Genomic DNA, 1,429 nt, shown 5'->3' with positions numbered 1-1,429 from the left:
TGAACTGACCCCCAAATGTTGGACGGTTTAAGTTTATATCAAGGACTGAGTTCTGTACTGCACAGGACTCAGTCCTTTTAGTTTCACTTGAATACGCTCATGATTGTAATAGTGCATGTACTCATGAATCTGTTGTTCTAACTCCTCAATCGTTTGAGGCTTTTCAATATAAATTGTCTCACACTTTAATGTCCCGAAGAACCCTTCCATCAGTGCGTTATCTAAGCAATTGCCTTTTCTGCTCATACTTTGCTTAATACCATGCTGTTTAAGCACCTGTCCAAACTGTCTCATTTGATAATGCCAACCTTGATCTGAGTGCAGCATGAGTGTCTTATCACGGCACGCTTTCGTCTTTGCTAAAGCATCACCTAGCATCTTGCTCACTAAGTCATAGGTTGGTCGCCTTGAGAGTGTGTAACTGACAATCTCATTGTTATAACAATCAAGTATGGGTGATAGATACAGCTTATCATCACCCACCTTAAACTCAGTAATGTCAGTCAGCCAGCGCTTATGCGGATGACCTGCATAAAACTGGCGCTTTAAATAATTCTTCGCGATCTTACCTTGTTGTCCTTTATAGGATCGGTAATTCTGACGTCTTATCTTTGCGCTAAGCTTCATTTGACGCATAAGCTTAGCAATGAGCTTATGGTTATGATAAGCGCCTTGCTGCTTTAACGCAGCTGTGACTCTACGGTAGCCATACCTGCCTTTGTGCTTGTGGTAAAGCTCAGTAATACATTGTTTTAAGTCTGCATATTTGTCTTTAACATCAAACTGACACCTATGGTAGTAAAAGACACTCTTAGCCATCTTAGCGATGTTGAGCAAAGCAGATAAAGGGTGCTCTTGCCTCAATGCTTCGATGAGCCTTGCTTTCTCAAAGCTTGTTTCTTTTCCTTCTCCTTGAGCAAGGCATCGAGCTTTTTTAGGTAAGCAACCTCCGCACGTAGGTATTCATTCTCACGCTTCAATTCTGCTAATGTCTTTTCATCATCTGGTTTGTCTGTAATAAAGGGCTTACTCATGGCGACTCTACCTTTAGGCTTGGTTGTTAGTCCAGACAAGCCGTGTAATCGATACGCTTTGTGCCAATGACTGATTAGGGCCGGTGAGCTGATGTTAAATGTCAGTGCTGTCTGTGATTGACTTAAACCTTGTTCTAGCATGGTGCTTAACACTTTCAGTTTAAACTCACTGCTGTATTTGGCTTTGCTTGTCTTTGGCTTAATGGCATCTATGCCACCGCTTTGGTATTGTTTGACCCATTTGAGTACAAACTCTGGATTGACGTTAAATTTCTTAGCGGTGGCCTGACTACTATGTCCTTGCCGATAGTATGCGATGACTTGCATCTTAAAGTCTAGATCGTAACGCATAAAAATACCCCATAAGTTGTGTCCAACTTATGGGGGTCGGTTCA

The 1,429-nt window shown here is 41.9% G+C and carries 2 protein-coding genes; both read right to left on the bottom strand.

Translation table 11 applies throughout. From position 1 onward, the window contains the following. Positions 1-33: 33 nt before the first annotated feature. Complete coding sequence (locus EI164_RS16130; protein WP_192520989.1) at positions 34-963, bottom strand: IS3 family transposase; 930 nt, start codon at positions 961-963, stop codon at positions 34-36. After that, a complete protein-coding gene (locus EI164_RS16125; protein WP_192520988.1) occupies positions 861-1,385 on the bottom strand; it encodes a helix-turn-helix domain-containing protein in 525 nt (174 codons plus the stop codon). The genes EI164_RS16130 and EI164_RS16125 overlap by 103 nt, the downstream gene beginning before the upstream one ends. Positions 1,386-1,429 lie beyond the last annotated feature (44 nt).

It is taken from the genome of Psychrobacter sp. FME13 (genome assembly GCF_014861395.1).
Taxonomy (GTDB): Bacteria; Pseudomonadota; Gammaproteobacteria; order Pseudomonadales; family Moraxellaceae; genus Psychrobacter.
This window is presented reverse-complemented; position numbering and strand designations above follow the sequence as displayed.